At 59.1% G+C, this 25370-nt stretch carries 21 protein-coding genes and 1 tRNA gene; 7 read left to right on the plus strand and 15 right to left on the minus strand.

Going from position 1 to position 25370, the window contains the following annotated elements; all coding sequences use genetic code 11:
- Positions 1-39: 39 nt before the first annotated feature.
- Positions 40-1335: an OprD family porin gene (locus IEQ42_RS11080; protein ID WP_210703545.1), complete on the plus strand. Its 1296-nt coding sequence runs from the start codon at positions 40-42 to the stop codon at positions 1333-1335.
- Between the two features lie 31 nt (positions 1336-1366).
- On the opposite strand, the gene IEQ42_RS11085 is transcribed toward IEQ42_RS11080, so the two are convergent.
- The 8 genes from IEQ42_RS11085 to fdnG all read right to left on the minus strand — a co-directional run bounded on the left by IEQ42_RS11085 (position 1367) and on the right by fdnG (position 11020).
- A complete protein-coding gene (locus tag IEQ42_RS11085) occupies positions 1367-1834 on the minus strand; it encodes a hypothetical protein (protein WP_228731976.1) in 468 nt (155 codons plus the stop codon).
- An 84-nt stretch (positions 1835-1918) separates the two neighbouring features.
- Positions 1919-2014: transfer RNA gene (locus IEQ42_RS11090), tRNA-Sec, on the minus strand.
- 6 nt (positions 2015-2020) lie between these two features.
- A complete protein-coding gene (gene selB / locus IEQ42_RS11095) occupies positions 2021-3937 on the minus strand; it encodes a selenocysteine-specific translation elongation factor (RefSeq protein WP_210703693.1) in 1917 nt (638 codons plus the stop codon).
- The gene (selA, locus tag IEQ42_RS11100) at positions 3934-5346 is read right to left on the minus strand and encodes an L-seryl-tRNA(Sec) selenium transferase (protein WP_210703546.1); all 1413 of its coding nucleotides are present in this window, start codon (positions 5344-5346) and stop codon (positions 3934-3936) included. Before selA ends, selB begins: the two co-directional genes overlap by 4 nt.
- Positions 5347-5394: 48 nt before the next feature.
- Positions 5395-6339: a formate dehydrogenase accessory protein FdhE gene (gene fdhE, locus IEQ42_RS11105; RefSeq protein ID WP_210703547.1), complete on the minus strand. Its 945-nt coding sequence runs from the start codon at positions 6337-6339 to the stop codon at positions 5395-5397.
- Positions 6340-6342: 3 nt separating this feature from the next.
- Positions 6343-7008, minus strand: coding sequence for a formate dehydrogenase subunit gamma (locus IEQ42_RS11110; RefSeq protein WP_210703548.1), 666 nt, complete (start codon positions 7006-7008; stop codon positions 6343-6345).
- Positions 7005-7940 carry a formate dehydrogenase subunit beta gene (gene fdxH / locus IEQ42_RS11115; protein ID WP_210703549.1) on the minus strand — a complete coding sequence of 312 codons (936 nt, stop codon included), beginning with the start codon at positions 7938-7940 and terminating at the stop codon, positions 7005-7007. The genes IEQ42_RS11110 and fdxH overlap by 4 nt, the downstream gene beginning before the upstream one ends.
- Positions 7941-7954: 14 nt before the next feature.
- The gene (gene fdnG, locus IEQ42_RS11120; protein ID WP_210703550.1) at positions 7955-11020 is read right to left on the minus strand and encodes a formate dehydrogenase-N subunit alpha; all 3066 of its coding nucleotides are present in this window, start codon (positions 11018-11020) and stop codon (positions 7955-7957) included.
- 332 nt (positions 11021-11352) lie between these two features.
- On the opposite strand from fdnG, the gene IEQ42_RS11125 reads away from it, so the two are divergent.
- The 3 genes from IEQ42_RS11125 (at position 11353) to IEQ42_RS11135 (ending at position 14077) form a co-directional block, all read left to right on the plus strand.
- Positions 11353-12507, plus strand: a complete 1155-nt coding sequence (locus tag IEQ42_RS11125) for a MalY/PatB family protein (protein WP_210703551.1) — start codon at positions 11353-11355, stop codon at positions 12505-12507.
- A gap of 167 nt (positions 12508-12674) precedes the next feature.
- Complete coding sequence (locus IEQ42_RS11130; RefSeq protein ID WP_210703552.1) at positions 12675-13196, plus strand: hypothetical protein; 522 nt, start codon at positions 12675-12677, stop codon at positions 13194-13196.
- Positions 13197-13297: 101 nt separating this feature from the next.
- The gene (locus IEQ42_RS11135) at positions 13298-14077 is read left to right on the plus strand and encodes a TSUP family transporter (RefSeq protein ID WP_042559075.1); all 780 of its coding nucleotides are present in this window, start codon (positions 13298-13300) and stop codon (positions 14075-14077) included.
- Here IEQ42_RS11135 and nudC read toward each other — a convergent pair.
- The 4 genes from nudC to IEQ42_RS11155 form a co-directional block, all read right to left on the minus strand.
- Entirely contained in the window at positions 14045-14875 is an 831-nt protein-coding gene (gene nudC, locus IEQ42_RS11140; protein ID WP_210703553.1) for an NAD(+) diphosphatase, read from the minus strand. The two genes, IEQ42_RS11135 and nudC, sit on opposite strands and share 33 nt — an antisense overlap.
- 5 nt (positions 14876-14880) lie before the next feature.
- Positions 14881-15693 carry a crotonase/enoyl-CoA hydratase family protein gene (locus IEQ42_RS11145; RefSeq protein WP_210703554.1) on the minus strand — a complete coding sequence of 271 codons (813 nt, stop codon included), beginning with the start codon at positions 15691-15693 and terminating at the stop codon, positions 14881-14883.
- Positions 15694-15881: 188 nt separating this feature from the next.
- The gene (locus tag IEQ42_RS11150) at positions 15882-16805 is read right to left on the minus strand and encodes a magnesium transporter CorA family protein (protein WP_042559072.1); all 924 of its coding nucleotides are present in this window, start codon (positions 16803-16805) and stop codon (positions 15882-15884) included.
- Positions 16806-16812: 7 nt separating this feature from the next.
- Positions 16813-18387, minus strand: coding sequence for a RimK family protein (locus IEQ42_RS11155; RefSeq protein WP_228731977.1), 1575 nt, complete (start codon positions 18385-18387; stop codon positions 16813-16815).
- 92 nt (positions 18388-18479) lie between these two features.
- Between IEQ42_RS11155 and IEQ42_RS11160 the strand changes: the two genes are divergently transcribed.
- Positions 18480-19580 carry a GNAT family N-acetyltransferase/peptidase C39 family protein gene (locus IEQ42_RS11160; RefSeq protein ID WP_210703555.1) on the plus strand — a complete coding sequence of 367 codons (1101 nt, stop codon included), beginning with the start codon at positions 18480-18482 and terminating at the stop codon, positions 19578-19580.
- Positions 19581-19763: 183 nt separating this feature from the next.
- On the opposite strand, the gene IEQ42_RS11165 is transcribed toward IEQ42_RS11160, so the two are convergent.
- A complete protein-coding gene (locus IEQ42_RS11165; protein ID WP_210703556.1) occupies positions 19764-20918 on the minus strand; it encodes a PQQ-dependent sugar dehydrogenase in 1155 nt (384 codons plus the stop codon).
- 51 nt (positions 20919-20969) lie between these two features.
- Positions 20970-21290 carry a hypothetical protein gene (locus IEQ42_RS11170; protein WP_210703557.1) on the minus strand — a complete coding sequence of 107 codons (321 nt, stop codon included), beginning with the start codon at positions 21288-21290 and terminating at the stop codon, positions 20970-20972.
- Between the two features lie 189 nt (positions 21291-21479).
- Between IEQ42_RS11170 and ku the strand changes: the two genes are divergently transcribed.
- Entirely contained in the window at positions 21480-22340 is an 861-nt protein-coding gene (ku, locus tag IEQ42_RS11175; RefSeq protein ID WP_210703558.1) for a non-homologous end joining protein Ku, read from the plus strand.
- A gap of 143 nt (positions 22341-22483) precedes the next feature.
- Here the strand turns inward: ku and lpxO are convergent, their stop codons facing one another.
- Entirely contained in the window at positions 22484-23383 is a 900-nt protein-coding gene (gene lpxO / locus IEQ42_RS11180) for a lipid A hydroxylase LpxO (RefSeq protein WP_150591777.1), read from the minus strand.
- Positions 23384-23763: 380 nt separating this feature from the next.
- Here lpxO and IEQ42_RS11185 point away from each other — a divergent pair, with 380 nt between their 5' ends.
- On the plus strand, positions 23764-25350 hold the full coding sequence (locus IEQ42_RS11185; RefSeq protein ID WP_210703559.1) for an ABC-F family ATPase: 1587 nt from the start codon (positions 23764-23766) through the stop codon (positions 25348-25350).
- The last annotated feature ends 20 nt before the right edge of the window (positions 25351-25370 follow it).

A 25370-nucleotide genomic window follows, 5' to 3' on the forward strand; every position in this document is an offset into this window, starting at 1 on the left:
GATCATCAGCGCCATCTACTTTGCTGCTGGCCACTGAAAATGATCGACTGCGCCCCATCGCGCATCACCCTGCTTGCGTTACTCTGCGGTCTGAACTCGGTAGCCAACGCCACCGGCTTTTTCGACAATTCCAAATCTGAAGTACTCAGCCGCAATTTCTACCTGAACAACGATTACCGCTCGCCCTCACCTGCTGGAAAAAACTATAAACAAGAGTGGGCTCAAGGCTTTATCGGCACTTTCTCATCCGGTTTCACACCCGGTACGATTGGACTTGGCGTCGATGCACACGCCTTTTTCGGACTGAAACTCGATGGCGGCAGGGGCCATTCTGGCACCGGGCTGCTGCCGGTCGACAGCGATGGCCGCAGCGAAAACGATTACTCCAGCGCGGGTGGTGCCCTCAAACTGAAGGCTTCGCGCACTACCCTGGCGTTCGGCGAAATGACCGTCGAAACCCCGGTATTCGACACCTCTGACAAACGCCTGCAACCGGAATACGCCACAGGTTTTCTGCTCAGCAGCCGGGAAATGGACAACGTCAATCTACAGGCAGGGCATTTCACGGCATTCAAGAATCAGGACAGTTCTAGCGGAAAAGATGATTTTTACGGGTACGGTGCCAACACAGAATCCGGCGCCATCAGTTTCGTCGGTGCCGATTTGTTTGTTGACAGTCCACTGGGCGGCGCGCTGTATGCGTCCGACCTGAGCGACACCTGGCAGCAGTTCTACGGCAATCTGCATTTCATGCGCCCCGGCCTGTTGCTCGACGCCAACCGCTATCAGACCCGCGACACCGGGCGGGCACTGGCCGGGGCAATCGACAACACCGCGTTCAGCCTCTCGGGCAAATACACCCTCGGCCCGCATGCAGTGATGCTCGGCTGGCAGCGGATCAATGGCAACACACCGTTCGATTTCGTCGGCGGCGACTCGATCTACCTCGCCAACTCGATCAAATACGCCGACTTCAACGGTGCCGGTGAACGTTCGTGGCAAGCACGCTACGACCTTGACCTCGGCGCCTTTGGCGTTCCTGGCCTCAAGTTCATGACCCGCTACGTCTCCGGCAGCCACATCGATGGCACCCACGCGCCCAAGGGTGGCGCCTACAACCCTTTTGATGCCGATAGCGGCGAATACCAGCCGCAGCAAGGCGATGGTGGCAAACACTGGGAGCGCGACATTGATCTGAAATACATCGTCCAGTCGGGCGCGGCGAAGGATTTGTCAGTACAGCTGTCGCACGTTTCGCACCGGGCCAATGAAGCCCAGGCCGGGGATGATATTGATCGGATTTACGTGGTGGTGGAGTATCCGTTGGGGTTCTGACTGCGCATGGCTGAACATCGCCTTGAATCCGTCACTCCGGCATCTCATCGATAATCTCAATCAGATCATCCCGGCTAATGTCATTGGCCTTGACCGCCGCGGCAACATCGCGTCTGGATAAAGGGAAACGTTTAAAAATGTCGTTCAACGTAACGGCATCAATGCTTTCCAGCCACTGCGGGACAACCACCGGGCCGCCATAATTGGGCTCCATCGTCACCGTTTCGTGATCAATCGGGCCTTTGTGGTTGAAGTAAACCAGATAACGCGTGAACCCTTCCGGATAGCTTTTATCTTCATAAAGTGTGGTGCCCATCGGCAGTACATAGCTGTTTTCATCACCATAACGCCCACCAATCAGCAGCGGTTCTGTGGTTCTGATCATTGGCATTCCACGTGTCACGGTGCCGTGCATGGTCACGTAGTACAGCCATCCTGCGGCGTTCACACACACCAACAAGATGAAGAACAGCACGGTGCTTTGGGTTGGATTTTTCAAGCGGAACTCCGGCAATCCATTGTCAGGATTGGCGGATGGTACAGGGTAGCCGCTTGCGAAGGCTGCGATCTTCTGTTTGCAAAGTGGCGGAAGGCAGCCGGAGTCGAACCTGCCCGGGAACGGATGCCGTCCCCAACCGGGTTTGAAGCCCGGCCGCGCCACCGGGCGCGATTGCCTTCCTTGAACTCAGTGCGCGTCAGCGGTGGCCAGCGCGTTGTCGAAACGGATTTGTCGTGATTCGCCGCTGCGCCGGGTCAGGCCGAGGCGGTCGAAGTATTCGAGGTATTGAATTGAGCGTTTGCGTCCCAAGCCTAGCGCATCGCGGAAGGTTGTCACCTGGATCTGCGGATTTTCCTTGGCCAGTTGCAGCAACACGACCACCATTTGCCGCAGCATCGCGTCGCTGATAAACAGGTCGCGCACCACTTGATGCATCAGCCCAAGGCGGGCGAGTTTGCGCAGCAGCAAGCGGACAACGGCGTCGTCTTGCTCAACAACTCCGGCGATGTCGCGCACCCACGGCGGATCGAATCCGGACTGTTCGAACAGCGGTTGCAGTTGAAGCCACAAGGTTTCGTCTTCGGCATTCAAGCGCACCTGATGATCCGGCAGGTGCAGCCACGGCCCGCTGGCGTTGATCGAACCGGCGTCGAGCAATTCGTCCAACAGACTGACGAAGATAGAACGCTCCAGCGCCAACCCGCTGAACCGCCGCAGTCGATCCCGATCCGGGCCCATCTGATCGGGCTCCAGTTCATGAAACTTCGTCAGTTGTTCCAGCAGGGTGAATTTCAACTGCCCCCAACGCTGCACGTTGAACAGCACCGGCCCTTGGCGCGTATTGATCAACCTGACGTTCTGCGGCAATGACCAGTCTTCGCGCGGACGATTGAACTGGCGCTCCAGCCGCTGCGGATCGAGGCCGCCGGCGCTGTGATTGAGCAACACCGGCAGCACATGCTCAAAACGTTCACTGCGCGCCAAGGCCTCAAGTTGCGCCAGCCGCTCGGGGCTGCGACGTTGGCGGGCCGGGGCGAACGGGTCGAGCACCTGGCCGCCGCCGAGGGTGCGCTGCGCACTTTGATCGCGCAGGATCAGCCGATCCCCCTTCACCGCGTGCACCGGCGCGTTGATCAGCAATTGCGCGAACATGCGTTCGCCGGGATTCAGGCGCGGGCCTTCGAGCAAGGCTACGCGGGCGATGACGTCTTGAGTGCCGAGGTGCAGGTGCACTGGGTGGAAGTGCTCGAAGGGGCGTTCGCCGGGCAACAGTTGAAACTCGATATCGACCCGTTGCGTCGGCGCGTACAGCCACTCGCTCAGCAGCCATTGGCCGCGGTGGATTTGCTCCAGTGCCAGACGATCGCCGCTGATATTCAAAGCCACGCGCTGCCCGGCGAAGCCGTGTTCGGAGGGCTGATTCTGCGCGTGCAAACCACGAACCCTTACGGCTTTACCGGCAGGCCCCAAAACCAGTTTGTCGCCCACCGCGACCACGCCCGACAGCGCCGTGCCGGTGACCACAATTCCCGCACCGGCAACGCTGAAGGCGCGATCGATGGCCAGACGAAAACCACCGTCCCGACTGCGTTCAAGCACTTCACGTTGGCTCTGCAACAAGATCTGTCGCAATTCATCAATGCCCCGCCCGCTTACGCTCGACACGGCCAGGATCGGCGCCTCGGCGAACGGCCCGGCCTCCAGCAAGTCCAGCGTCTGGCGCTGCACTTCCTCCACCCTGCCCGCCTCGACCCGGTCGCACTTGGTGATCGCCACCACCGCGCGGGGAATGCCGAGCAACTGGACAATCGCCAGATGTTCGCGGGTTTGCGGCATCACGCCGTCATCCGCCGCGATTACCAGCAACACCAGATCAATGCCCTGCGCGCCGGCAAGCATGTTGTGGGTGAACTTTTCATGGCCGGGTACATCGATAAAACCGGTCAGTCCGGCACCCGGCTCCAGCTCGGCATACAGATAACCGAGGTCGATGGTCATGCCGCGCTCGCGTTCCTGCGGGCGGCGGTCGCCGGTTTGCCCGGTCAGCGCTTGCAGCAACGAGGTCTTACCGTGGTCGATGTGCCCTGCCGTGCCGACAATCATTGCGCGACCTGCAATAGCGGCAACTGCGCCAGCCATGCGGGCTCGTCGTCGAGTTGACGCAGATCCAGCCACAACGCGTCGTCATCGATGCGCCCGAGGACCGGGATCGGCAAAGCACGCAGCGCTGCTTCAAGGTTGAGCAGATGACGGCCGCGCAATCGCCTGGACACTTGCGGGCGCAAACACAGCGCCGCACTGGGCAAGCGTGCCACCGGTTGGCTGCCACTGCCGATCATGCCGAGTGACTGCACGGCCCCCACACGCCAGACCTCGCCCAAAACGTCAGCCATGGCCGGTTGCAATCGTGACGCTTGCGCAAAAATGTCGGCTTGCGCACGGGTCAACAGGCGCAGACTCGGCAATCGCTCGGCCAGTCGATCCGGATCGCGATACAAACCCAGCACGGCTTCCAGCGCCGCCAAGGTCAGTTTGTCGACCCGCAATGCACGCTTGAGTGGGTTCTTCTTGATTTTCGCGATCAGCGCTTTGCTCCCGACAATCAATCCGGCCTGCGGGCCGCCGAGCAACTTGTCACCGCTGAAGGTGACGATATCGGCGCCATCGAGCAGCGCCTGCCGCACCGTCGGCTCTGCTGGCAACCCCCAGCGCGTCAGATCCAGCAGACTGCCGCTGCCCAGATCCTCCAACAACGGCAGCCCGTGACGATGCGCCAACTCGGCCAACTCGGCGGTCGGCACCCGGGCCGTAAAACCCTCAATGCTGTAGTTGCTTGCATGCACACGCATGATCAAACCGCTGCGCGGGCTGATCGCCGCTTCGTAATCACGGGCATGAGTGCGATTGGTGGTGCCGACTTCGTGCAAACGCACGCCGGCGCGGGCCATGATGTCGGGGACGCGAAAAGCGCCGCCGATCTCGATCAACTCGCCGCGCGAGATGATGCCTTCCTTACGTGCACCGAGGCTATTGAGCGTCAGCAGCACCGCCGCGGCATTGTTGTTGACCACGGTGACGGCTTCGGCGCCGGTCAGTTCGCGGATCAGGCCTTCGATCAAATCATCACGGTCGCCGCGTTTACCGCTGGCCAGATCGAATTCCAGATTGAGTGGATAACGCGCCGCCATTTGTATCGCTTCGATGGCTTCTTCAGGCAATAGCGCCCGGCCGAGATTGGTGTGCAACACCGTGCCGGTCAGGTTGAACACCCGCCGAACCTGGCTGCGTTGTTGCTGGACAAGCCGCTCGCCCACCCGCCCGGCCAGCACATCAGGGCTGATTTCAACCGCCGACAACTGCCCGTTCACCACACTGGAGCGCAGTTCATCCAGCAGCTGTCGCAAACTCGCCAGCAACGCCTCACGCCCATAACGCTCGGCCAACGGCAGACACGCCGGGTGACGCAACAAACCATCAATGGAAGGTAATCGCAGGGCAACACTTGCAGACATCTGCCACTCCCGAAACAAAAGACTGTCCGGCGAGTGTAGACGCTGCGCTCATTCGTCTCCCGGCGCCAGCAGCAGATTGGGCGCCAGCAGCAGATTGGGCGCCAGACGCTGATAGCCGTCCTGCGCCAGACGCATGTCCAGAAGCAAACTGCTCAGATCGGCCGACAACGCCTCGGCGTCGGCATCGTTCTCCAGATAGAGCAATTTCAAATAGCTGTTGCAGCCCGGACAGACTTCGGCGCGCAGTGGCGCCTGATTGGCGGCGTGGCGGTCGTCCTCAAAACTCAGGTAGTCCAGGCCTTTGCTCGACTCGCAATACACGCATTTGACCCTCACCACGTGCCATTCACAGGCGCACAGCGAACACACCAGATAGCGCAAGCCGTTGTGTTTGCCGCGATGGCGAACCACGCCGATCATGGCCGGTGAACCGCAGGCCGGGCATTGGCTGAGGCTGTCGCCGGGTTTGAGTTGCAGGTTGGCCGCGCTGAGCAGCCAGTGGCTCCACGCCGCTTGCAACGCCGCGCCAAGAAATGGCACCAGTTGCGCCGGCACCATGGAATATTGACCGCTGACCAGCGCCACCGCCCAACTGCGCAATTGCCCGGAGTCGGCGTTACGCAGCAGGGTGATTGCATCGATCACGGCCGGTTGCGCCGGGGGTGCGTAGCGTTGCAGCAGAGCCGCAAGCCAGGCTTGCCAGTCATCTTCGCGGATCAATGTATCGGCGCCGAACGGCGGCAAACCGTGTTGCTGGCACAGGGCAAGCCGTTGCTGATCGACTGGCCCGGTCGACGGCGGATCATCCAGCACTTGCTGCTGAGCCCGGCACAAACCGGCGATCAGGCGCAGATACTCGGCCAACGGGTGGCCTTCGGCCAATCGCTCCAGGCGTTCGGCGCGCAAGGTAAAAAGGTTGTGCGGTGGCAGGTGCAGAAACGGCGGCGAACTGGCCGCCGCTTCGATTTCTCCGGGTTCAAGAATGCTTGGCAAAGGTCAGCCCTTTTTGGTGATCGGTCGCTCCGGCACGTCGGGATGACGCTCGTCGCGGGTCACCTCGCGATACCAGAGTTCATGGTGTTTCTTCGCCCATGCGCGGCTTACCCAGCCGTGCATCATTGCGTCCACCGAGCCCTTGATCCACAGCCCGGCGTAGATGTGAATGATGATGCTCAGCACCAGAATGAAACCGGCCAGTGCATGCAGCAGCATTGACCAGCGGATCACGGTGATGCCGAAATACGCACTGAACCAGGCGCGCCAGATCACCAGCCCGGTGAACAGCAACGCGAGCATGCACAGCAGTAAAGTCCAGAACAGCAGCTTTTGCCCTGCGTTGTACTTGCCCACCGGCGGCACGCTTTCTTCGTCGTTGACCATCACCCGATTGATCCGCCGCAGCCACCGCCGGTCATTGGCGATGAAGAAATTGCTGCGCCAGAAGCTGAACACCAGGCCAAGGAACAACACGAACATGGCGATGCCCATGTACGGATGCAGAATCCGCGTCCACGGTCCACCGCCGAACAGATGGGTCAGCCAGAACATCGATGGATGAAACAGCGCCAGCCCCGACAGCCCGGCCATGAAAAACAGAATCGCCACCAGCCAGTGATTGGTGCGCTGGTTGGCGGTGTAACGCAGGATCGTCTTGTTGCTCATGGCCGGTCCTCCCCGCGTGGGTCGAAGGTATGCACCGCCGGATCAACGACATGCACCGAGGTGTCGGGCGTGGTCGGATGTTCATCCTCTTCAACCCGGTTCGGGCCGATGCGCACGTAGTGGAAGAACCCGGCCAGCACTGCCGCAGCCATTGCCAGCAGGCCCAGCGGTTTGCTGATGCCTTTCCACAAGCCCACCAGCGGACTGATGGTTGGCACGTCGGGCAGACCGGCGTAAATCCTCGGCGTGTCGGCGTGGTGCAGCACGTACATGACGTGAGTGCCGCCGACGCCGGCCGGATCATACAAACCGGCGTTCTCGAAGCCACGGCTTTTCAGGTCGACGATGCGTTCGGCGGCGTGTTCCTTCATGTCTTCCTTGGTGCCGAAGACGATGGCGCCGGTCGGGCAGGTTTTCACACAGGCAGGCTCCAGGCCGACCGCGACTCGATCCGAGCACAGGGTGCACTTGTACGCCTTGTGATCTTTTTGCGAGATACGCGGAATGTTGAACGGGCACCCGGTGATGCAATAACCGCAACCGATGCAGTGATCCTGATCGAAGTCGACGATGCCGTTGGCGTGCTTGATGATCGCACCGGGGCTCGGACACGCCGTCAGGCACCCCGGCTCGGCGCAGTGCATGCAGCCGTCCTTGCGGATCAGCCATTCGAGGTTACCGGCGTCGGTTTCGTGCTCGGTGAAGCGCATCAGCGTCCAGGATTCTGCGCTCAGATCCTGCGGGTTGTCGTAGGTGCCGTGGTTGTGGCCGACCTCGTCGCGCAGTTCGTTCCATTCCGAACAGGCGACCTGGCAAGCCTTGCAGCCGATGCATTTGGTGGTGTCGATCAGCTTGGCCACCGCCTCCTGATTCCTCACCGAGGGCGGCACCGTGGTGGTGGCCGAGCGGGCAATGATGTCTTGGCTGGCCATTTAAAGATTCTCCATCAGAGCTTCTCCACGTTGACCAGGAATGACTTGGATTCCGGGGTCTGTGTGTTGCCATCGCCGAGGAACGGCACCAGGGTGTTGGTCAGGTAACCGTGACGCGTCAGGCCGGTAAAACCCCAGTGCAACGGGATACCGATCTGATGCACGACCTGGCCGTTGACCTGCAGCGGCCGGATCCTTTTAGTCACTACCGCGACCGCTTCAATGAATCCGCGTTTGCAACTGACCCGCACTCGATCACCTGCAGCGATGCCCTTCTCTTTCGCCAGCACCTCACCAATTTCGACGAACTGCTCAGGCTGGGCAATCGCGTTCAACTTGCAGTGCTTGCTCCAGAAGTGGAAATGCTCGGTCAACCGATAGCTGGTGCCGGCGTACGGGAAGTCCTTGGCTTCGCCGAGGGTTTCCCAGACCGAATCGAAGATCCGCGCTGCCGGGTTGCTGGTGGCCTGTTTGTTTTGCGGGTGCAGCGGGTTGATGCCGATGGGGGTTTCGAACGGCTCGTAATGCTCGGGGAATGGCCCTTCGTTCATCTTGTCGACGGCGAAGAATCGCGCCACGCCTTCCGGGTTCATGATGAACGGATTCATCCCGGCTTCCGGCGGCACGTCGGCCTTGTAGTCCGGCACATCGGTGCCGGTCCAGACTTTGCCGTTCCACCAGACCAGACGCTTTTTCGGGTCCCACGGTTTGCCCGCAACGTCTGCGGAAGCGCGGTTGTAGAGAATCCGCCGATTGGCCGGCCAGGCCCAGGCCCATCCCTGATGCTGATGCATGCCATACGGGTCAGCATTGTCGCGGCGGGCCATCTGATTACCGGCCTCGGTCCAGCTGCCAGCGAAAATCCAGCAGCCGGACGCGGTGCTGCCGTCGTCCTTGAGCAAGCCGAACCCGGCCAGTTGCGTGCCAGCCTTGACCGTTGCGCCGCTGGCATCGGTGAAGTCTGTAACGGCGCTGCCGTTGATCTCTTTGGCAAGTTCTTCCGGAGACGGCTCGTCGGCGATCTTGTACGGCCACGTCAGTTTCAGCAGTGGGTCGGGAAACGTGCCGCCCTCGGCCTGATAACGCTTGCGCAGGCGCAGGAACAGTTCACTGATGATGCGGATGTCGGTCTGCGCTTCGCCCGGGCCATCGGCGCCCTTCCAGTGCCATTGCAGCCAGCGGCTGCTGTTGACCAGCGAGCCGTCCTCTTCGGCGAAACAGGTGGTCGGCAGGCGAATGACTTCAGTCTGGATCTCTGCGCTTTTGACGTCGTTGTACGGTCCGACGTTGTGCCAGAACTCCGACGTTTCGGTGGCCAGCGGGTCCATCACCACCAGCCATTTGAGTTTGGCCAGCGCGCCCATCACGCGGTTCTTGTCAGGCAACGCGGCGATGGGATTAAAGCCCTGGCAGAAGTAGCCGTTGACCTTGCCCTGGCTCATCAGGTCGAACATCTTCAACACGTCGTAGTTGGGGATGTCGAGTTTCGGCAGATGGTCGTAGAGCCAATTGTTCTCGGCCGTGGCGTGGGCGCCGTACCACGACTTCATCAGGCTGACGTGAAATTTGCTGTAGTTCTGCCAATACGAGAGTTGCCCCGGCCGCAACGGTACTTGCGTACGTTTGTGGATGTAGGTGGCGTAATCCTGCTCGGTGTCGGTGCCCAATGACAGATAGCCCGGCAACGCATTGGAGAGCAATCCGAGGTCGGTCAGGCCCTGAATGTTCGAGTGCCCGCGCAAGGCATTCACCCCGCCGCCCGGCATGCCGACATTGCCCAGCAACAGTTGCACCATCGCCGCACTGCGGATGATTTGCGCGCCGATCGAATGTTGAGTCCAGCCGAGCGCGTAGAGAATCGTCATGGTCTTGCCCGGTATCGAGCACGTGGCGATTTCGTCCCAGATTTTCTGCATGGCATCGACCGGCATCCCGCAGATCTGGCTTGCGAGGTCGATGGTGTAGCGGCTGTAATGCTGCTTCATCAGCTGATAGACGCAGCGCGGGTCTTGCAGGGTCGGGTCGACTCGGACGAAGCCGTCCTCGCCCATTTCGTAACCCCAACCGGATTTGTCGGTATAGCTGCGCTTGGCCACGTCGTAGCCACTGAAGATGCCGTCCTCGAAGCCATAACCGGCTTTGACGATGAACGACACATCGGTGTAGTTGCGCACGTATTCGTGCTGGATCTTGTCCTCGGTCAGCAGGTAATTGATCAACCCGCCCATGAAGGCGATGTCGGTACCGGTGCGAATCGGCGCGTAGTAGTCGGCCACCGAAGCGGTCCGGGTAAAACGCGGATCGACCACGATCAGCCGCGCGGCGTTGTGCGCCTTGGCCTCGGTCACCCATTTGAAGCCGCATGGATGCGCTTCTGCTGCGTTGCCGCCCATCACCAGGATCAGATTCGCGTTAGCGATATCGGTCCAGGTATTGGTCATGGCACCACGGCCGTACGTCGGGGCAAGACTTGCCACCGTCGGACCGTGTCAGACACGCGCCTGGTTATCGAACCCCAGTAGACCGAGGCTGCGAATCACTTTCTGGGTGATGTAGCCGGCTTCGTTGGACGCCGCCGAGGCCGCGAGGAGACCGGTGGTCAGCCAGCGATTCACCGTTTGCCCCTGCTCATTCTTCTCGATGAAGTTGGCATCGCGGTCGATTTTCATCAGGTCGACAATGCGATCCAGCGCTTCATCCCAACTGATCCGCGTCCATTCGCTGCTGCCAGGTTTGCGCGTCTGCGGATACAGCAAACGGCCCGGGCTATGAATGAAGTCCAGCAGGCCAGCGCCTTTTGGACAGAGGGTGCCACGGTTGACCGGGTGGTCGGAGTCGCCCTCGATGTGGATGATATTTTGCGCGACATTCTTCCCGGCATCGCCCTGGCTGTACATGATCAAGCCGCAGCCGACCGAGCAATACGGGCAGGTGTTGCGGGTTTCATGGGTGTGGGCAAGCTTGAAGTGACGCACCTGCTCGGCGAAGGCAGGCGTCGGGGCCATGCCCAACGCGCCCAGGCTTGAGCCTGCAAGGCCGATACCGGCGACCTTGAAGAACTGACGACGGCTGAGATCCATCGTGCACTCCTGATCAGGTGGAACCCGGTACTGATGCCGGGCTTTATCTGGACAAACACGGTTGCGGCAACGGGTGCCCGCTTTTTCACTGTAGACAATGACCACACAGACTGTGTGAAAACCGACCGTCGGCCGTTTGTCGGGGCTCTCCCTGACAACTTCAATTCCCTGTGGGAGCTGGCTTGCCAGCGATGACGTCGGCACATCCAACAATGAAGGTGACTGATCCACCGCTATCGCTGGCAAGCCAGCTCCCACAGGTTTTGTGTGCTCCCACAAGGTCATGGGCTTATCATGTCCGGCAGAACTCACCCGCCTTCACGAGACCGCGCATGACTTTCGATTTTGATCAGGTATTCGACCGCCACAACACGGGCAGCACCAAGTGGAGCCGCTATTCGGCCGACGTGTTGCCGATGTGGGTCGCTGATATGGATTTCGCCGCGCCGCCGGTGGTCATCGAGGCGCTGCAACAGCGCCTGCTGCACCCGCTGGTGGGTTACAGCGTCGCACAGGACAACCTGCGTGAAGCCATCGTTGCCGACCTCTGGAACAAGTTCGCCTGGAAAGTCCAACCGCAAGAATTAATCTTCCTGCCGGGCGTTGAATCCGGTTTCAACATGGCGCTCAAGGCGCTGGTGCAGCCGCAGCAGAATGTCGTGGTGCAAGTGCCGAACTACCCGCCACTGCGCCATGCGCCGGCTCATTGGGGTTTGAACAAGGTTGAGCTGGAATTCGTGCCGCAGGCTGACGGCACCTACGCCACGCCGCTGGACACTTTGCGTGATTCGCTGAACGGTGGCGGCGCGCTGCTGTTGAGTAACCCGCACAACCCGATCGGCAAAGTGTTCGGCCGCGATGAGCTGCAAGCGGTGGCGAACACCTGCGTGGCGCAGGACGCATGGATCATCTCCGACGAAATCCATGCCGAGCTGTGCTTCGATGGCCGCGTGCACATTCCGACCGCATCGCTGAGCCCGGAAATCGCCCAGCGCACGATCACCCTGATGTCGGCGAGCAAGGCGTACAACATCGCCGGTCTCAAGACCTCGTTCATGATCATCCAGGACGCCGCCCTGCGCGAACGCGTCAATCACGCCCGTTGCGGCATGGTCGACAGCGTCAATCCGTTGGGCATGGAAGCCACCCGCGTCGCTTACAGCGAAGGTGGACCATGGCTTGCCGAGTTGAAAACCTACTTGCAGGCCAACCGTGATTATCTGGTTGAAGCGGTGAACAACCGTCTGCCGGGCGTGACCATCAATGTGCCGCAGGGGACTTATCTGGCCTGGCTCGATTGCTCGGCACTGGATCTGGAAAACCCTCAGCAGTTCTTCCTTGAACAGGCCAAGGTAGGTTTGAGCGCCGGGCTGGACTTTGGCGATCAGAATCAGCAATTCGTGCGGCTGAACTTCGGCTGCCCGCGGTCGTTGCTGGAGGAAGGGATTGCGCGGATGGAGCGGGCCTTGGCTGATCGCTGTGTCTGATGACTTTCTGCCTGTTCTCATTGAAACGTCGTCGCCTTAATCGCGAATGATGCTAAAGAACTGGTATTTCTGACAGTTGGCACCGGCGTGTAACTATCGAACCATGGGGCCTGAGACGTTGCGGTTTCCCCGCGACGTAACTTGCATCCCATGATCGAGGCGCCCTCATGACTAAAAATTGCATTCTGAATGGTGATTTCAGTAGCGGTGATTTCAAACACTGGAAACCCGATGCCTACAATACACCGATGTCGGTCGAACTCCTTGACTTCAATTACGTTGCGCGAATGACCGGTGGCAGAAGTACCGGGCAATATTTGGCCAGCGATACATTTGAAATCGCCCCCGGAATGTTCAGGTTCAGCTTTGAAGTGCAGGCGCCCGAGTCAACACCTTTGGAGGACACTGCGAACTGTCGCTTCCATATCGACAACCGCGAAAAGGCCGACAACCCGCTGATTCATTCATTCGTGACGCATACGGTCTGGGCAACTCACAGCGCTGGCGAGGAATCTGAAGTCTGGACCGGGACGGTCTACGTTGACGCGCAAAAGAAACAGGTCACCGTGGAAGGCGAACTTCCAGAGGGTTTCACCCGGGCAGACGTTCACTTCGGTTTTCCAAGTGATCCATTCGGCAACAAAGGGCCTTGCTTGCTCAGCAACGTGCAGTTTGTGATGCTCGAGTAGAGGCTCTGGCGGGCCTGTGTTTGTGCTGATCCGGGTCGCGAGTGGACGGTTTACGGGCTATGATGGCGCCCCGCTCTCGCCCTGCCATGCCAGTCGACTCCATGCCTTTCGAACTCAGTGTTGATCTCACTACCCTGGCCATTCTGGCCGTTGTCGCTTTCGTTGCCGGTTTTATCGATGCCATCGCCGGCGGTGGCGGTCTGTTGACCACGCCCGCGCTGCTGACCGCTGGCCTGCCGCCGCATCTGGTACTGGGCACCAATAAGCTGAGTTCAACCTTCGGTTCGGCGACGGCCAGTTTCACGTTCTACCGGCGCAAGCTGTTTCATCCTCGCCAGTGGATGCACGCGATTGTCGGCACCCTGGTCGGTGCGTTGACCGGCGCCGTCGTCGCCCATTACCTGCCAGCAGAATGGCTGAACAAAATGCTCCCGGTGATCGTCTTCGCCTGTGGCCTGTATCTGCTGTTCGGCGGCACGCCAAAAGCGCCGCTGGACAGCAACGCGCCGATCAAGAAGAAATGGCAATCGACCCAGGGCTTCAGCCTCGGTTTCTACGACGGCGTGGCCGGTCCCGGTACAGGTGCATTCTGGACGGTGAGCAGTTTGCTGCTGTACCCGATCGACCTGGTCAAGGCCAGCGGCGTGGCGCGCAGCATGAACTTCGTCAGCAACATTGCGGCGCTGTCGGTGTTCGTGTTTTCCGGGCAAGTGGACTGGATCATCGGCCTGAGCATGGGCCTGTCGGTGATGGTCGGCGCTTTCTTTGGTGCGCGCACCGCGATCAGCGGTGGCGCCAAGTTCATTCGGCCGGTGTTCATCACCGTGGTGCTGGGATTGACCGTGCGCCTAGCCTGGCAGCACTGGTTCAGCGTGGCCTAAACGCCGCGCCACATAAACGTCGATCAGATAACGTGCAATCGATTTTGACGCCGGCAATGGCGGCAGGTCGTGCACGTTGAACCACTGTGCGTCTTCGATCTCGTCTTCCTGACAAACAATTTCCCCGCCCGCGTATTCCGCGTGAAAACCCAGCATCATCGAGTGCGGGAACGGCCAGCACTGGCTACCCAGATACTGGATATTCTTCACCTCGATCTGCACTTCTTCGCGCACCTCGCGAATCAGGCAGTCTTCTGCCGACTCGCCCGGCTCGGCGAACCCCGCCAGCGTGCTGTAGACGCCAGTGACGAAGCGCGGTGAGCGTGCCAGCAAAATTTCGTCGCCACGGGTAATCAGCACGATCATGCTCGGCGAAATCCGCGGATAACTGCGCAGATCACAGGGCCGGCAATACATCGCCCGCTCGCGCGGCACTTGCGTCATGGCTTGCCCGCAATTGCCACAGAAGCGGTGTTCACGGGCCCAGGTGCCGATCTGCGCGGCATAACCCAGCACTTTGTAGATCGTGTGATCGCCGTCGAGCATGAACGCCCGCAGGCCCTTCCAGCTGCAACCCATGACCTCGCTGGCACTGCGCAACTCCAGCAGGTACACCGGCTCGCCATCGAGGTGGCCGATGCCATGCTCGGCCAGCACCGACAAGTCCTGACGCTTGAGCCATTCCCGCGGGAACAGCGCGCCGTTGTCGTCGAACAGAAAGCCTTCGGGGCTACGCGCCACGGCCCAGCCGCCGGGTTGATCGGTGTCCAGTACTGCAGTGGTCCAGCGAGATGTCATGGTTCTCAATCCACAAATTCGGGTTTCTGTTTGCTCATATGGGCGGCCATGGCCACGCGCAAGTCGGTGGATTGCAACATGGCGGCGTTCCAGGTGGCAACGTATTCGAGGCCGTCGTCGATGCGATGGTCACGCATGTAGCTGATCATTTCCTTGGTGCCGGCAATTGCGATGGGCGACTTGGACGCGATGTCGCGGGCGATGTCCAGCACACCTTCGAGCAGCGCGTCCTTGTCACTGTAAACGCGATTGACCAGACCGATGCTGCGCGCTTCTTCAGCGCCAAAGTTGCGACCGGTGTAAGCCAGCTCACGCAGCATGCCGTCACCGATGATCCGTGGCAACCGTTGCAAAGTGCCAACATCGGCGGCCATGCCGATATCGATTTCCTTGATCGAGAATTGCGTATCTTCAGCTGCGTAACGCATGTCACAGGCGGCGATCAGATCGATCGCGCCACCCAGGCAATAACCCTGAATCGCCGCGATGACCGGTTTGCGGCAGTTATCGACGGCGTTGAACGAGGCTTGCAGGGTCAGGATCTTTTTGCGCAGCAGGCGCGCGTTGCGGCCGACATCCTTGCCCAGTTCATTGGCGACGCCGGCGAGCATCATCAGGTCGATGCCGGAGGAAAAGTGTTTACCGTTGCCGCTGAGCACCACCACGCGCACTTCGTCGGTGTCGTCGATCCAATGGAAAATCTCGACGATCTCGCTCCAGAACGCGGCGTTCATCGAGTTGATTTTTTCCGGACGATTGATCTGCACATGGGCGATATTGTCGGCCAGTTCGACGCTGAAGGCGGTGTATTGAGACATGGCAGTGATCCTTTACCGGGCTGAAAATGAGGCCCGAACTATAACAAGGCATCACGGTGGCGGTTCGGCCAAAAGCGGGACTGTCAGAAATACATAAACCGTGTAGGCGCGGCCGAAGGCTGCGATCTTTTAACAGCCAACGTCAAAAGATCGCAACCTTCGGCAGCTCCTAAAGGGATTACCAACGATCAACTGGCCAAGCGCCGCAGCCCAAACAACATCCCCCCGGCCGCCAGCAACATCGCCGCCAGAAACAGCGGATACGACACCCACCACGGCGTTCCCGCGGTCATCATGCTGAACTCCGACATCCCGCCAATGCTCGCAATCAGGTTCAACGGCAAAAACACCACGTTGATCAACGTCAGTTTGCGCAACAGGTTGTTCATGCTGTTGTTCATCAGGTTGCCACGCGCGTCGATCAGCCCGGAGAACACCGTGGAGTAAATCTCCGCCTGTTTGTAGCACTGGTTGTTTTCGATGATCAGGTCGTCGATCAGGCCGATCGCTTCGCTGTTGAAATGCAGTTTTTCAGCGTGGTTGCGCAGCCGCGTCAGCACCGCGCCGTTGCTGTGCAGGGCGTTGATGTAATAGATCAGGCTTTCGCTGAGGTTGAACATCTGAACCAGATGCTGGTTCTGCATCGACGCGTTGAATTTTTGCTGCAACTCGCGGGCGACCAGTTTGATCACCTTCAAATGCCCTAGGTAGTGATGGATGTTGTTGAACAGCAGGTCGAGCAGAACATCCAGTGGCGTGTTTAAAGGTTGGCGAGTGCCGAGGCCGTGCAGCGGCGTGTCGTCGGTGGCGATCACCAGCAACTGCCCGGGCGAAAACAGCAAACCGCAGGAAGACACCTCAAACGCCAGGCTGCCGCCACCGGAATAGTTTTCCGGGCGCTTCCAGATCAGGAACAAGTGGTCGGGGTGAAACTCGATTCGCGACACTTCGTCCGGATCGAGTGCCGAGGCGAGTGCGTGCTCATCGACTTTGAAATGACTGTGCAGCAGGTCGCGCTCGGCGGCGTCGGGATCGCTGAACAGCATCACCTCGGCGTCCAGTCGTTCGACGCGCTGCAAGGCGCCGCGGCTCAATGCAAAACTGTTGATCATCGGCGCTTCACCAGGCCTGGCCGCGACGCTTGAGCTCCAGCCGCCGCACGAACTCTTCCAGCACCAGCGAATACAAGTCGTCCTGCAAAAAAGCGTCTTCGATGCCGGCGTCCAGGTTCGGGTTGTCGTTGACTTCGATCACCACCACCTTGTCGCCAGCCTGTTTCAGGTCCACGCCATAGAGGCCATCGCCGATCAGGTTGGCTGTTTTCACCGCCAGTTCCACCACGGCGCGGGGTGCCTCGTGGATCGCCATTGTCCGGCATTCGCCGTTGATGTCCTGGCCCTTGGCCTTGTGGTTGTAGATTTGCCAGTGCCCCTTGGACATGAAGTACTGACAGGCGAAGATCGGTTTGCGGTTGAGCACGCCAATGCGCCAGTCGTACTCGGTGTAGAAAAACTCCTGTGCCAGCAACAGCACCGAATGTTCGAACAGCTCGGCCGTGGCTTCGAGCAGCGCCTGCTGGCTTTCGACCTTGATCACACCTCGCGAGAAACAGCCATCGGGGATCTTCAACACCAACGGAAAACCCAGCCGTTCCCCTACCCGTTCGAAATCTTCGGGGCGTTCCTTGTACAGAATCTCCGTCGCCGGCATGCCCAGTTGATGGCTGTTGAGCAGGTCGGTGAGGTAGACCTTGTTGGTGCAGCGCAGAATCGAGGCCGGATCGTCCATCACTACCAGCCCCTCGCTTTCAGCCTTCTTGGCGAAACGGTAGGTATGGTTGTCGACGCTGGTGGTTTCGCGAATCAGCAAGCCGTCGTACTCGGCGAGTCGCGCGTAATCCTTGCGCTCGATCAGCTCGACGTCGATGCCCATGGTCTTGCCGACCCGAACAAAGTTCGCAAGCGCCTTGCTGTTTGATGGCGGCAACGCTTCCTGCGGATCGTGCAAGATCGCCACGTCATACCGCGCCACTTGCCGGGAACGCGGCACCCGCCAGACTTTGCGGCTGAAGCCATCAAGGGCATTGGCGAATTGATCTTCCTGATCGTCGCGCAACTTATGTAACGTGCCGGACTTTATGCCCTCGATGTGCCAACCGTTAGTTCGACGAAACTCAACTAACAGAATTGGACAGGGAAACACTTCAAACAATTGTCGAGCCAGATCCTGTAATGGCTCGATATGAGTCTTGCCGAAATAAAGCGTCAGGGTAAAACCTTCGGTATCGCTATATAGATGATGACTGAGGGCTTTTTCCAGGGTTTTATCGAGGTCGTCCAGCGCGAGGCCGTAAAGTGATTTTTTGGTCAGTTCGCTGATCGTGCGAACCGACGGAATCACTTTGTGTCCGCGGGCTTCGGCCAGCAGCGAGCAGTAATAGCCATGGCCGAGGTACTTGTAGCTGCGGCACAGATTGATCACTTGCACACGCTTGCCCGGCTCGCTGTCACGGGTTTGCTCGAGGTATTCCTGCGCCGTGATGATGTCCTCGCTGGGGAAGTACGAAGCCCAATCTTCCTTGCGCTCGACAATGATCAACACTCGACTGGAAGTGCCAGTCGCTGAATTTAAATAAGTTGCCGCCGGCAAATTTTGCTCGGATACTTCGCGCCAATGACCCTGTACCGCTGACATAGAGATTGATCCGTTGGAGAACAAGACCTTTTCTATTAAGCACGAAGTTTTTCGAAAGTCTCGTTTCGTTACGCAACTTTTACGGTGGTCATATGAATGCTGTTTTTCGTTTGGCGGTAGTTGAAGATCTGCCGGCGTTGCTGGCATTGGAAATGCAATGTTTCACCACGGACGGGCTCAGCCGTCGCAGTTTTCACTGGATGATTACCCGCGCCCACGCACAGCTGCTGGTGGCCGAGGTCGAAGGACATTTACGGGGTTACGCACTGGCGTTGTTTCACCGTGGTACGTCGCTGGCGCGCCTGTACTCCATCGCGATTGCCGCCGAGGCGCGCGGGAGCGGGTTGGGTAAACAACTGCTGCAACGGATCGAGGCTTGCGCGCTGGAACACGAATGCGCGTACCTGCGCCTGGAAGTGCGCACCGACAACCCCGCCGCCATTGCCCTGTATGAACGCAACGGCTACCGGCGTTTTGCACTGATCCACGATTACTACGAAGACCACGCTGACGCGCTGCGCCTGGAGAAACGCATTCTCCAGCATCGAGACTCACGCAGCATCAAAGTGCCTTGGTACGGACAAACCACCGATTTCACCTGCGGCCCGGCGTGTCTGTTGATGGCCATGGGGGCGTTGCAGTCAGAACGCTTGTTGGAGCGCCGTGAGGAACTGCAGATCTGGCGCGAGGCGACGACCGTTTTCATGACGTCGGGGCATGGTGGTTGCAGTCCGCAGGGATTGGCGCTCGCCGCATGGCGACGGGGATTTCGCGTGCGTCTGGAGTTGAGCCTGGCGGGACCGTTGTTCCTCGACGGCGTACGCAATGAGCATAAAGAAGACGTCATGCGCCTGGTCCATGAAGAGTTCACCGCGCAGTTGGCGCAGACCGATGTGCAGCGCGTAATCGGCGCTCCGGTTGATTTGCCGCGCTTACTGGAAGCGGGAGGCCAACCGCTGGTGCTGATCAGCAGCTATCGGCTGACTCGATCGAAATCACCGCACTGGGTGGTGGTGACCGATTGCGATGAGGATTTCGTTTACCTGCACGATCCGGACGTCGACCATAGCCAGCACCGCCAGCCCATTGACTGCCAGCATGTGCCGGTCAGTCATGGCGAGTTCGAGAAGATGTGCCGGTTTGGGCGGGGGAAGTTACGGGCTGCTGTGATTCTTTACTCTCGAAGTGAGTAGTCTGCCCCTCACACTGATTCTGACACTGCCCCTGATGCTGATACTGATGCTGATGCTGATGCTGATGCCGATGCCGATGCCGAACCTGTAGGAGCTGCCGAAGGCTGCGATCTTTTGATCTTGTTTTTTAGTCGCAAGATCAAAAGATCGCAGCCTTCGGCAGCTCCTACAGGGGCATGAGTCTTAGAGATCGGGTTTCAGGCCGATCTTATAGAGCGAACCCTTCTCCTCATCCGTCAGCACATACAAGTACCCATCCGGTCCCTGCCGCACGTCACGAATGCGCTGTTTGAGCTCACCCAACAAGCGCTCCTCATGCACGACCTTGTCGCCATCGAACTGCAGGCGAATCAACTCCTGACTCACCAGCGCGCCGATAAACAGGTTTTTCTGCCATGGTTTGAAGCGATCGGCATCGTAAAACGCCATCCCGGTGACGCCCGGTGATCTCTCCCACACATGGCGCGGATCGACGCCCCCTTCGACACTTTTGCCTTTGGCCTCAGGAATCGGCAGTAGCGAATAGTTGATACCGTGGGTCGCCAGCGGCCAACCGTAGTTTTTCCCGCGTTCGATGATATTCACCTCATCTCCGCCGCGCGGGCCGTGTTCGTTTTCCCAGACTGTGCCGTTCCACGGGTTAAGTGCTGCACCCTGCGGGTTGCGAATGCCGTAAGCCCAGATTTCCGGGTGCACGCCTGACTGACCCACGAACGGATTGTCGTCCGGAACCTTGCCGTCCGGGTAGATCCGCACAATCTTGCCTTGCAGCTTGTCGAGGTCCTGCGCGGTCGGCCGGTCGTTGTTTTCACCCAGGGTGATGAACAGATAACCATCGCGATCAAACACCAGCCGAGAACCGAAGTGGTTGCCTGTGGAGAGCTTTGGTTCCTGACGGAAAATCACTTTGAAATCTTTCAGTGTTTTCAAGTCATCCGACAGGTAACCGCGCCCCACCGCCGTGCCTGCCTTGTCCCCAGCGCCGCCACCTTCGGCATAGGACAGGTAAACCAGTCGGTCCTGTTTAAAGTCGGGTGACAACACGACATCCAGCAAACCGCCCTGCCCCTTGGCCCACACTTGCGGCACACCGCTCAGGGGAGCCGATAGCTTGCCGTCTGCACCCACCACGCGCAGATTGCCCGGTCGTTCGGTCACCAGCATGCCTTGGCGATCCGGCAGAAAGGCCAGCGACCATGGATGCTCAAGCCCTTGGGCAATTGTTGTGACTTCGAGAGTGCCTTGCTCGCTTTGCAGCTCTTTGGGGGCAGCGCCGAATGCCGGAGCACTGATCAGAGCGCCGGCGCACAGGCTGGCCAGAAGGGTTTTACGCAACATGCACGATTCCTTTTGTCGTTTCAAAGTCTGGCAGACCGTTTTACCTGCCGTTTAACGTTGAGTGTCGGTGCTTCGCGAGGGTGGGTTGGGAATGAATGTGGGTGGCTTGGCCGGCGCTGAACGAATCGGCTGGCCATTGCCAATGCCCCGGTTATCGAGGGTTGGCGGACGCGGCACGGGAACGGTGCTTTGTCCACGGATGGGCGGCGCACTGGGCTGGGTGCCCTGCATGCTGTTGGGATTCGCCCGGCGAATCGGACTGTTATAGGGGTTGTTGCTGTTGCCGGTCGGACTCTGCGCCAGCACAACGTCCGCATGAACCAGACCGCCACTGAGTGTCAGGACGGCAATGCCAATCAGAAATCGGTTCATGGGTCAGCCTCTCGATGTGCGTGGTGTAGAGCCTTCGAGTCCACGCTACGCTTCAGGTTCGGATTTGTTAACCCGTCGGCCTTAAACAACATGTAACACGGCTTGACCGAACCCAATTGAAAACGCGCATTTCCTGGAAACTTTCGCGCCGGGCTTCAGGTCACCTGATCATCACTCGGAGAACTCAACATGGCTCGGGCAATCTGGAAAGGCGCGATCAGCTTCGGACTGGTCCATATCCCTGTCGCGCTGGTTTCAGCGACCTCATCCCAAGGCGTGGACTTTGACTGGCTCGACAGTCGCAGCATGGACCCGGTGGGCTACAAGCGCGTCAACAAGGTGACCGGCAAGGAAGTTACCAAGGAAAACATCGTCAAGGGTGTGGCCTACGAAAAGGGTCGTTATGTGGTGCTCAGCGAAGAGGAAATCCGCTCGGCGCACCCGGTTTCGACCCAGACCATCGACATCTTTTCCTTCGTCGACGCCGAGCAGATCCCGTTGCAGAACATCGATACGCCCTACTACCTGGCGCCGGACAAGCGCGGTGGCAAGGTTTACGCGCTGTTGCGTGAAACGTTAAGCAAAACCAACAAGGTTGCGCTCGCCCGCGTCGTCTTGCACACGCGCCAGTATCTGGCGGCGGTGATGCCGCTGGAGTCAGCGCTGGTGCTGGTGAAATTGCGCTGGCCCCAGGAAGTACGCGGCCTCGATCAATTGGAACTGGGCAGCGAAGTGACCAAGCCTCAGCTTGCCAAAGGCGAGTTGGACATGGCCAAACGTCTTGTCGCGGACATGAGCGGGGACTGGAGCCCCGAGGATTACAAAGACGAGTTCGAAGACAAAATCATGGCGCTGGTGGAGAAAAAGGCCCATAAGGGCGAGATCGAGGATGTCGAGACGGTGGGTGGCGAGGAACAGCGCAAGACCGCCGATGTTATCGACCTGACCGAGCTGCTTAAACGTAGCCTGGATGGCAAGGCGCTGGCTAAGCCGAAGGCCAAAACGGCGAGCAAGGCAGCGCCAGCGAAGAAGGCCAAAAAAGCCTCCTGAGTCATCGGGTGAATCTCAGGGCCTCATCGCTGGCAAGCCAGCTCCCACAGGTTTAGCGGTGTGAATGCGATCGCAGCCTCACGCTGGCCACTGTGGGAGCTGGCTTGCCAGCGATGGCGTCAGGACAGTCACAGCAATAATGTTCAGATCAGAATAAAGATCGCCAGCAAACCACCAAAGATCGCCCACTTTTCCATGTAGTACCGAGCACGATTACGCTTTTTCAGCTCTTTGCCACGCAACCTGATCTTGTAGATTTTGGTAAACAAACGGTTGATCCCCCCGGTACGGTCGCCCGCATCGTTGGGCGCGCCGGCGGCAGACATTACCGTACGGCTGAACCAGGCATTGAACGCTGCAGCCCAGCGATACTTCATTGGACGCTCAATGTCGCAGAACAGGATGATGCGGTTCTTGTCGGTGGTGTTTTCAGCGTAATGGATGAAGGTTTCATCGAACATCACCGCTTCACCGTCACGCCAGTGGTAGTTCTCACCGTCGACATTGATGTAGCAACCCGCATCGTTAGGCGTGTCCAGGCCCAAGTGGTAACGATAGGAGCCAGCGTACGGGTCGCGATGACGTACCAGTTTCGAACCTGGCGGCAGTTCGGCGAACATTGCGGCCTTGATCGAGCCGATGCTCTGAACCAGTTCCGTGGTGCGCGGGCACAGCTTCATGGCCGACGGATGGCTCTCGCCGTACCACTTGAGGTAGAAACGCTTCCAGCCGCTTTTGAAGAAGGAGTTGAAACCGACGTCGTCGTATTGGTTCGAACGTTTGATCTCCCCCGCGCGCAGCAGGTTCTGGCCCTCTTCGCGGATTTCTTCCCAATGCGCCTGCAACGGGCTCAAGTCGGGAAACTCAGTCGGATCAAGGTAAGGTTTGTTCGGCTTTTTCGAGAACAGGTAGAGAAAGCAATTGATCGGTGCCAGAAACGTCGAATGGTCGCTCAGCTGCCGACCCAATTTGTGGCGCACACGGCCACGCAAGTGAACGTATGCAATGGAAATGACATAAATAGCAGCAATGATGAGTTTCACGGAATTCGTCACAGGTCAGAAGTGAACAAACTGCGCGCCTGTCGGCCTGAGGCCCAGCGTCTAATGCAGTGGTCTGAGTACAAAATGGCACGTCCTTGAGCCTGCGCCGCTGTAGGGCGGTGGGTGAATGGATGGCATTTTAGCCACACTTTGTAACCGATAGTGAACCTTCATCTGTGAAAAACTGTCCCGCGATTGTGCCAATCGGCACCCGCGACGTCTTCGCCCTATCGTTTAAAGAGCCAGACCAGTACAATCGCCGCCAAACTTTACGCGCCCCCATGGTTGATGTCGGGAACTCCCCGCCTCAGCGCACCTTGACTCGGGCCAAGCGCTACGGCCGCACCCTCGCTATTCAGAATGCTTCGCAGGAAAAACTCTTGATCTCTACAGCTAACATCACGATGCAGTTCGGCGCCAAGCCGCTCTTCGAAAACGTTTCCGTCAAATTTGCCGCTGGTAACCGTTATGGCCTGATCGGCGCCAACGGTTGCGGCAAGTCGACCTTCATGAAAATCCTCGGCGGTGACCTTGACCCGACGGGTGGCCAGGTCATGCTCGAGCCGAACGTGCGCCTGGGTAAGCTGCGCCAGGATCAGTTCGCCTACGAAGAATTCACCGTGATCGATACCGTGATCATGGGCCACGAAGAGCTGTGGAAGGTCAAGGCCGAGCGCGATCGCATCTACTCGTTGCCGGAAATGTCTGAAGAAGACGGCATGGCCGTGGCCGAGCTGGAAACCGAATTCGCCGAAATGGACGGCTATACCGCCGAATCCCGTGCCGGTGAACTGCTGCTGGGCCTGGGTATCGGCATCGAGCAGCACTTCGGCCCGATGAGCGAAGTGTCTCCAGGCTGGAAACTGCGCGTGCTGCTGGCTCAGGCACTGTTCTCCGATCCGGAAGTGCTGTTGCTCGACGAACCGACGAACCACCTGGACATCAACACCATTCGCTGGCTGGAAAACATTCTGACCCAGCGTAACAGCCTGATGATCATCATCTCTCACGACCGTCACTTCCTGAACAGCGTGTGCACGCACATGGCTGACCTGGATTACGGCGAGCTGCGCCTGTTCCCGGGCAACTACGACGAGTACATGACCGTGGCGACCCAGTCCCGCGAGCAACTGCTGTCGGACAACGCCAAGAAGAAAGCACAGATTTCCGAACTGCAATCGTTCGTCAGCCGCTTCTCGGCCAACGCCTCGAAAGCCAAGCAAGCCACTTCCCGCGCCAAGGCGATCGACAAGATCCAGCTGGCCGAGGTCAAGCCTTCGAGCCGTGTGAGCCCGTTCATCCGCTTCGATCAAAACAAAAAGCTGCACCGCCAGGCTGTTATGGTCGAGAAGATGGCCAAAGGTTTTGACGGCAAGCCGCTGTTCAAGGATTTCAGCTTCCAGGTTGAAGCCGGCGAGCGCGTCGCGATCATCGGCCCGAACGGTATCGGCAAGACCACGCTGCTGCGTACCCTGGTCAACGAACTGACTCCGGATGCCGGCAGCGTCAAGTGGACCGACGCCGCCGAGCTGGGTTACTACGCTCAGGATCACGCGCACGACTTCGAAGACGACATGACCCTGTTCGACTGGATGGGTCAGTGGACTCAGGGCGAGCAAGTGATCCGTGGCACTTTGGGTCGGATGCTGTTCTCCAACGACGAAATCCTCAAGTCGGTGAAGGTGATTTCCGGTGGTGAGCAAGGCCGCATGCTGTTCGGCAAGCTGATCCTGCAAAAGCCGAACGTGCTGATCATGGACGAACCGACCAACCACCTGGACATGGAATCGATCGAAGCGCTGAACCTGGCGCTGGAAAACTACCCGGGCACGCTGATCTTCGTCAGCCACGACCGTGAGTTCGTATCGTCCCTGGCCACTCGCATCATCGAGCTGAGCGCGGACGGCGTGACCGACTTCAGCGGTACGTACGATGATTATCTGCGTAGCCAAGGTGTCGTATTCTAAAAAGCAGCTTCGAGTTTTCA

The organism is Pseudomonas iridis (assembly GCF_017980685.1).
GTDB classification, from domain to species: Bacteria; Pseudomonadota; Gammaproteobacteria; order Pseudomonadales; family Pseudomonadaceae; genus Aquipseudomonas; species Aquipseudomonas iridis.